Raw genomic sequence first — 7,614 nt, forward strand, 5'->3', positions numbered from 1 at the left:
GCATCGGCTATCGCAACCACCCTCGAAGGCCCGGCCGGTACCGCTCGGCGAAACCGCCCGTTTGGCTCGGCCTTTTTTCGCGACGACGGTGTAGGGGGCCGCATGGAACCACCGGCTACCGGGGCTGCACCCGGAACTGGCACCGCAGTCACCCTCGAGAACGTTCGCAAGACCTACCAGCTCGGTGAGCCGGTCCACGCCCTAGACGGCGTCTCCCTCGAGATTCCGCGGGGGTCGTATACGGCGATCATGGGCCCGAGCGGCTCGGGCAAGTCGACGCTGATGAACCTCGTGGGCTGTCTCGATACGCCGACGGACGGCACCGTCGTCGTCGACGGCGAGGACGTCGCGGCCCTCGACGACCGCGAGCGAACCACCCTTCGCGGAACGACCGTCGGCTTCGTCTTCCAGACGTTCAACCTGATGCCCAGACTGACCGCCCTCGAGAACGTCGCCTTGCCCCAGTTGTTCCAGAACGTCGACCGCTCGGAGCGCCGCGATCGGGCCCGGGAACTGCTCGATCGCGTCGGCCTCGCGGATCGCGAAGACCACCTGCCGAACGAGCTCTCGGGCGGGCAGCGCCAGCGGGTCGCGCTGGCTCGAGCGCTGGTCAACGACCCCGCCATCGTGTTGGCCGACGAGCCCTCGGGTAACCTCGATACGGAGACCGAAGCCGACATCCTCGATCTCTTCGCGGAGTTTCACGACGCCGGAACGACGATGGTCGTCGTTACCCACGAGCGCCACGTCGCCGAACGCGCAGAACGGATCGTCCACCTGCTCGACGGTAAAATCGAGCGTATCGAGGCCCTCGACGGGGCCGGTGAGGGGTCCTCGAGTCCGTCCAGCGGGTCGAGCGAAGTAAGCGAGTTCAGCGACTCCAGCGGAGTGAGCCCCTGATGCGACCGCTCGAGAGCCTCCGACTCTCCTGGCGTTCGATCCGGGGCCACAAACTGCGCTCGTCGCTGACGACGCTCGGAATCGTGATCGGTATCGCCGCGGTGATTGCGTTCGTCACGCTGGGCGCGAGCCTGCAGGCGGGCGTTATCGGCGACATCAGCCCCGACGATCAGCGCAACATCTACGGCTGGGCCGCCGATCCCGATACCGAGGGCGGTCCGCTCGCGGGTGCCCAACCGGTCTTCAGTCAGGACGACCTCGACACGCTGGACGACGACGGTGATATCGAGGCGGCCTACGGCTACATGCCGTTATCGACCCAGGCGCTCGTTTACGACGGGGAGCTATCGCCACAGAGCGACGCGCTGGTGGCGGCCGGGCCGCCGTACATCAGGGAGAGCAGCCTCGACGAAGGCGAACAGTTCGAACAGGGCGAGCGCGAGGCGGTCATCAACCCGGCCGTCGCCGGTCAGTTCGAGGAGGACGTCACCGTCGGCGACGAGTTGACCATCGCGCTACAGGGCGGCCAGCAGACGACCGTCACCGTCGTCGGCATCACCGAGAGCTCCGAGGGACTGAGCCCGTTCGAAGGGTTCGAGCCCTCGCCGCGCGTTTACGTGCCGACGGATCCGTTCTACACGGAGGACGCCGCAGGCGCGATCCCGGGCGGTGACGGCGGTCCCGGTGAGAATAGCGATGCTGACGCCGATCAAGAGACGGGAGCGGGCGACGACGCGCTCTTCCTCGCGATCATCGTCGAAGCCGAATCGGCCGACGAAGGGGATATCGACGGCGCTCGAGAGAGCGCGATTGCCTACCTCGAGGGCGACGACTCCGACGCCGGCGAGTTGCTCGGCGACGACCTCGAGGTGACCCTCCAGACGAGCGCGGAGTTACTCCAGCAGTTAGAGGACGTTCTGGAACTCCTGCAGAACTTCATCGTCGGCATCGCGGCGATTTCGTTGCTGGTCGGCTCGATCGGCATCGCGAACATCATGCTGGTCTCGGTGACCGAACGGACCCGCGAGATCGGGATTATGAAAGCGATCGGCGCGCAGAATCGAGAGATACTGGGCCTGTTTCTGGCCGAGGCAATAATACTCGGCGTGGTCGGCGCGATTCTGGGGACGGCGCTGGGACTCGTCGCTGGCTATCTGGGCGCGTGGTACATCGATCTCCCGCTGGTCTACCCCTACGAATACGTCGCGCTGGCGATCGCCGTCGGGATTTTCGTGGGGATCGGTTCCGGGCTGTATCCGGCCTGGCGGGCCGCACGAACCGATCCGATCGACGCGCTCAGATACGAATGAGCGGCCGCAGGTGGTGATTCGATCGACGACGGGTGCCCGTTACGATCGATCCCGTTCGGTATCGTGACCGCGCCTCGAGTCGTCCGCGTACGGGCGATCGCTCTCGCGGTCGCGTTCCCGCGACGAGTCTCGCCGCGGTTCCCGCGGCCGGGCCGGTTCGACCCTCCGGGACGGGGACGGAGACGACGGCGACAGTCCAATCGCCTCCCGGATCCGGGCGCGTTGCTCCGGATACTCTCGTGCGAGGTAGGCCCCGAGATAGCCACCGAGCAGCGACAGACCGACGGTGTAGAGGAACACGACTATCACAGCGACGACGACGAAGGCTGCGATAACCGCGAATCCATCGAGCGGGGCCGCTGCGATCCCCATCCCGAACCCGAGAACGCCGAGTCCGAAGATCGCGATACCGGCGATCGGGAGGAACGCGATCGCGCCCGAAAGCGCCCCCACGAGCGCACCCTCGCGAGGGTCAGCTCCTTCGAGAAAGCCCGCGGCGACGCCTCCGAGGACGGTCGAAAGCGGGACGAACGAGAGCAAGACGCCGATGACGGCTCCAACGATCGCGTTGAGCACCGTTTTTGCGGAGATCATACGGAGAAAACGAGCGGTACGGAGAAAAGTAACGGTGGTACCGAAGATGGACGGCCGAGTTACGAACCGGGGTCCAGAAGTCGGTTACCGAGTCCTCACACTGTCTGCTCTCAGTCGTTTCCGATTGGACCGCAGGACGGCTTGCGGTCCCACCGGTACATCGGTACAGCAAACCGTCTCATACGTATTACTGTAACTATGTACCGCCGATCACCAGGGACGGGGTCGGTGATCGGCAGTAATTGACTACAGCAAACCGTATCAGTCGTCGGCCGGTCGCGAGCCGGATTCCTCGGGCGGCGTCATCGTGGTTTCGGTGCCGGTACGGTCGCCCGGTGGCTCCTCGACATCGGCCTCGACGAGTTCGGTAAACGTCGTGCTCCCGTTGACCTCGTCTGCGAGGAGGTCGACAGCTTCGACGAAGACGGCGACGATCAGCGGGCCGACGACGATACCGATCGCACCGAGGGTAAAGAGCCCGCCCGTGAAGCCGACGAAGTAGAGGCTACCGGGCATCCCCGCGGACCGGCGGGCGAGACGCGGACGGATTCCGACGTCCGGGAACCAGGCGATGAGCGCGATTCCGAGGACGCCGACGAGGACGGCCGCGACGAGTTCGCCCGCCACGACGTGATAGAGCGCGATCGGAACGATGAGCAGACTCGGGCCGATGATCGGCACGAACTGCAAAATTGCGGCGATCATCGCGAGAGTAAACGCGGCGTCGTAGCCGAGCAGCGAGAACAACGGATAGCCGATGATCAGCGTCGCGACCGACGTCGCGAGCTGGAGCACGTAAATCGCGTACAACGTTTCGCGTGCCCGTTGAGCGAGCGCGTAAACGATGTCGCGGTACTCGTGTGGTACCGGCGCGATAGCGGCCCGACCGGCGGCATCACCCTTGAGCAAGAGCCCGAACAGGAGGATGACGAACAGGGCGAACTTGATCGCGAGCACCGGTAGCGCCGAGGCGAGCGAGACGGCGGTGGTGCTCAGGAAGTCGATCGCGAGCGACTGGACCTGCGCGACTTCGATCGTATACGTGACGTCGAAGACCGTCACGGGGACCTCTCGAGGGATCCCCTCGACGACGCCCAGTACCTGATCGAACCGAAAGTAGAGCGTGATGAAAATCGGCGAGAAGACCGCGATTGCGCTCACAAAGCCGATTACGGTCGCGGCGACGGCCGACAGCCACTCCGAGAGACCGCGTCTGACCAACCAGCCCTGGACGGGCAACAGGACGTAGGCGACCGTCAGTGCAAACAGAATCGTCCCGAGAACGTCGAGCAGAATGCCGCCGGTAATGATCCCGAGTACGCCGACGAGACCCGCGAGGACGTACCGTCGGGATCGGTCTGCGTTCCCGTTCCCCTTCTCGTTCGCGTTCGCTGTCACACCCGTGGGTCACACTGGGGCGATAAAACCTTTCGGTCCCGAAGAAAGTTGGGAACGAGACTTATGTCCGCAGTTCGTATCCCCGGTGAATGAAACGTCGGACGGTCGTTCGGGCCATCGGAGGAGCAAGCGGAGGGGCATTAGCCGGTCTCGCCGGCTGTACGACCCGGAACGGCGACGACGAGCCGCCGGACGGACCCGACGATGAAGACACCGAACCGGAAGATCCCGATCACGACGGGACGCTTCGGATCGCGACCTACCGGTCGATGGTCACGGGAACGAACCCGGCCGGACCGTGGCTCGCCGAAGCGTTCGAAGAGACCTATCCCGACGCCGAAATCGAGTGGGTGCTCCCGGAGTCGGGCGTCGAGCACTACGTTCGACGCGGCGAGTACGACACCGAGATCGACGTCGACGTGCTCTTCGGGTTCACGGTCGGCGATCTCGCTCGAATCGACGACAGGGTTGGAGCCGGCGGGCTCCTCCGCGAACTCAACCTCAAGCGGGTCGAGGGTGCCGAACGCATCCGCGACGGCCTCGACCTCGGCGATCCGCACAACCGGGCGCTCACCTACGATGCAGGCTACGTCAGCCTCGTCTACGACGAGCGCGAACTCGACGCGCCCGACACGTTCGCCGAGTTGCTCGAGGACGAGTACGAAGACACGCTGCTGGCTCAACATCCCGGAACCTCGATTCCGGGGCAAGCGTTCCTGCTCTGGCTGATCGAGACCGCCGGACCGGACGACGCCCTCGAGTACTGGGAGGAGCTCGCGGCGAACGGCGTTCGGATACACGAGTCCTGGAGCGACGCGTACAACGACGCCTACATGGGAGAAGAGCGACCGATGGTCGTCTCCTACTCGGCCGATCCCGTGTTCGCCGCGGCGGAGGAGTACGACATGGAACGCCATCGGGTTGCGTTCCCGAACGACGAAGGGTACGCAGTCCCCGAGGGCATGGGCATCTTTGAGGGGGCGCGTGCTCCCGATCTCGCCTACGCGTTTCTCGAGTTCGTCCTCTCGACCGAGGCCCAGATCGAACTCGCTCGACGAAACGTCCAGTTTCCGGCCATCCGAGACGTCGAACTCCACCCCGCGTTCGGAGAGTACAGACGGGAGCCGCCGGAGCCGGTCAGTATCAGCTACACCGAACTCCGCGGGAGTATCGGCGACTGGCTCGGCGACTGGACGGACAGGTTCGACGAGCATCTGGTCGAAGACGGGGACGGGAATGGAGATGGAGACGGAACCGAGAACGGGAACGGGGACGAAGACGGCAACTAGTAGCGAACCCCACCACATTCCTTCCGACTGAGAACTGGCGGCCCCACTAAATATCACAACCGCGCAGTAACCGGTAGAGAGACCGGCGCTCGAGGCATCCGAATTCCGGTGGTACTCGAGCTGATGGTGATACTGTCGGACAGCAGTCGATACGAAGCCGATCGTGAATTCGGGGTCGTCGCCGTCGGTGAGGACTCCAGCAGAACGATCGGCTTCACGTCGTTCTGTCTGACAGTATGAAACGATACGGATCGACGGTCACCGCAACACATGAACGAATACACGCTCCTCATCGCCGTTACGAACACCGCAACGCTGCTCACCGGCGGTGCGGTCGCGTTGCTCGCCTATCGGGCGTTTCGACGAACCGGCTCGAGAGCGCTCCGCGCGGTCGCGATCGGGTTCGGCTTCATCGTCGCCGGGTCGGTCGGCGGCGCGATCGCGCACCTGTTCGCCGGAAACGTCGCACTCGGCGTCACGATTCAAAGTGCGTGTACCGCGGGTGGATTTGCGTTCTTGCTCTACTCGCTGTACGCGGAGACGGAGATGACAACGACGGTCACGCTACAGCGGTCCGACTGAGACGGGCCGCTGTACCCGTGTTTCGGGGCGGTCTCGAGAGATCTTGGAATCGCGACGGCACTGACGTACAGCAGACCGTCTGAAGGCCGCGCCGTCTTCGGGCCCGACTACAGCCGCAACTGCGCAACTGAAACGAGCTACACACTGCTTACCTGCATTGTCCGCGGTCCGTCACCGGCTCTCGAGGCGATCCCGGAATCGGTCGAGCCCCATATCGAGCATGTCCGGGCTGACAGTCTGAAACTCGCCGTCGTCGGGCAGGAACTGTCTGACCGAATCCCAGCTATCGCGAGCGTAGCGCTCGTCTAAGAGGACGCGAACGCCGACGTCCTCGGGCGAACGGATGACGCGACCGATGGCCTGGCGCGCCTTTCGAACCGCGGGAATCGTCAGCGCGTACGTAAAGCCGTCGCCGAACTCATCGTCGTAGGCCCGGCGGACCGCCTTCGTGCGCGGACTCGAGGTGTTGACGATGGGGACGCCACAGACCACCGCCGCCGAGAGCCGGTCGCCGCTGTAGTCGACGCCCTCGGTCAGGGTCCCGCGGAGACTGGTGACGAGCACCTTCCCCTCGCCCGCGAAGAATTCGCGTTTGAGCGACTGGGTTGTGTCGTCGTCGCTCGCGGCGTCGAGCAACACGGGTTTGTCGAGTCGGTCCTCGAGCGTGCCCGCGATCCACTCGGCCTCGGCGTAACTGGGCATCCCGACGAGGACGTTCCCCGGGAGGCGACCGACTTTCGAGATGGCGTCGGCGTAGTGCCTGCGAGTCGGGTTCTCAGTTCCCGGCCGATCACGGTTGTCGTAGGTGAACTTCGGCGCCGCGACCGCGAAACTCTCGCGGTTTTCCGCGGGGAAGTGCAGACCATAGCGGCGTTCGACGACCGGTCGGTCCTCCTCGAGCGCGAGGTAATCGAGGCCCGTGACCTCCGTGAACGCGTCCATCGGCTCCAGGGTCGCGCTCATGAGGATGCCGCCGCCGAACGCGCCGAGTCGCTCGCCGATGGCGTCGCTCGGCACACAGTTGTGCAAGGCCAGTCGAGCGTTGTAGGCTCGCCGCCACGAGTCGGCCGGTTCGGTGTCGTCCCAGGTGCGCTCGAGTTCGATCTCCCGAAAGTAGTCGGTGTGATCCCGGCGGTACCACTCGCCGAGGACGCGGCCGACGGCGGGGGCCGCACGAGCCCGATCCTCGTCTTCGGCCTCGTTCAGAATCCGTTCGGCGACGGCTCCGACGGATTCGGCGCGGACCCAGTCGGCGTCGCCGTAGCCCGCCTCTCTGGCCCACGTCGTGAGTTCGTCTTCGGCGGGGTCGGCGGGATCGCGAAGCGGAATCTCCTCGTCCCGGAGATCGTTCAAATTCGACTGCCACCCCCTGTGTTTCCGGTCGAGAAAGGCAGTCACACGACGGTCGAGTTCCTCGCGAAGGTCCCGGACGAACTCGAGCGTTCGGTTGAGTTCCTCGTATGTGTTTACCCCGAGGTCTCGACAGCCGGCACAGCGTGAGCCCGTGAGATCATCTCATTGCTGCTGACGACTCGGCGAAG

At 64.8% G+C, this 7,614-nt stretch carries 6 protein-coding genes and 1 pseudogene; 4 read left to right on the forward strand and 3 right to left on the reverse strand.

Features of this window, described 5'->3' with window-relative positions; all coding sequences use genetic code 11:
- Window positions 1-102: 102 nt before the first annotated feature.
- Window positions 103-900 (forward strand): ABC transporter ATP-binding protein, encoded by a 798-nt coding sequence (locus tag GS429_RS05780; RefSeq protein WP_160063579.1) that lies wholly within the window; start codon window positions 103-105, stop codon window positions 898-900.
- Window positions 900-2,210, forward strand: a complete 1,311-nt coding sequence (locus tag GS429_RS05785; RefSeq protein WP_160063581.1) for an ABC transporter permease — start codon at window positions 900-902, stop codon at window positions 2,208-2,210. The genes GS429_RS05780 and GS429_RS05785 overlap by 1 nt, the downstream gene beginning before the upstream one ends.
- A gap of 39 nt (window positions 2,211-2,249) precedes the next feature.
- Here the strand turns inward: GS429_RS05785 and GS429_RS05790 are convergent, their stop codons facing one another.
- Together GS429_RS05790 and GS429_RS05795 are read right to left on the reverse strand one after the other, a co-directional pair.
- Window positions 2,250-2,804, reverse strand: coding sequence for a DUF5518 domain-containing protein (locus GS429_RS05790; RefSeq protein ID WP_160063583.1), 555 nt, complete (start codon window positions 2,802-2,804; stop codon window positions 2,250-2,252).
- A gap of 261 nt (window positions 2,805-3,065) precedes the next feature.
- Entirely contained in the window at window positions 3,066-4,202 is a 1,137-nt protein-coding gene (locus GS429_RS05795) for an AI-2E family transporter (RefSeq protein ID WP_328821262.1), read from the reverse strand.
- An 89-nt stretch (window positions 4,203-4,291) separates the two neighbouring features.
- Here GS429_RS05795 and GS429_RS05800 point away from each other — a divergent pair, with 89 nt between their 5' ends.
- Entirely contained in the window at window positions 4,292-5,491 is a 1,200-nt protein-coding gene (locus tag GS429_RS05800) for a thiamine ABC transporter substrate-binding protein (protein WP_160063585.1), read from the forward strand.
- A 270-nt stretch (window positions 5,492-5,761) separates the two neighbouring features.
- Complete coding sequence (locus tag GS429_RS05805; RefSeq protein WP_160063587.1) at window positions 5,762-6,073, forward strand: DUF7521 family protein; 312 nt, start codon at window positions 5,762-5,764, stop codon at window positions 6,071-6,073.
- 171 nt (window positions 6,074-6,244) lie between these two features.
- Here GS429_RS05805 and GS429_RS05810 read toward each other — a convergent pair.
- Window positions 6,245-7,537 (reverse strand): annotated as a pseudogene (locus GS429_RS05810) (ATP-dependent DNA helicase); the annotation flags it as partial.
- Window positions 7,538-7,614 lie beyond the last annotated feature (77 nt).

Origin of the sequence: Natronorubrum halalkaliphilum, from assembly GCF_009834785.1 — an archaeon.
Classification (GTDB): domain Archaea; phylum Halobacteriota; class Halobacteria; order Halobacteriales; family Natrialbaceae; genus Natronorubrum; species Natronorubrum halalkaliphilum.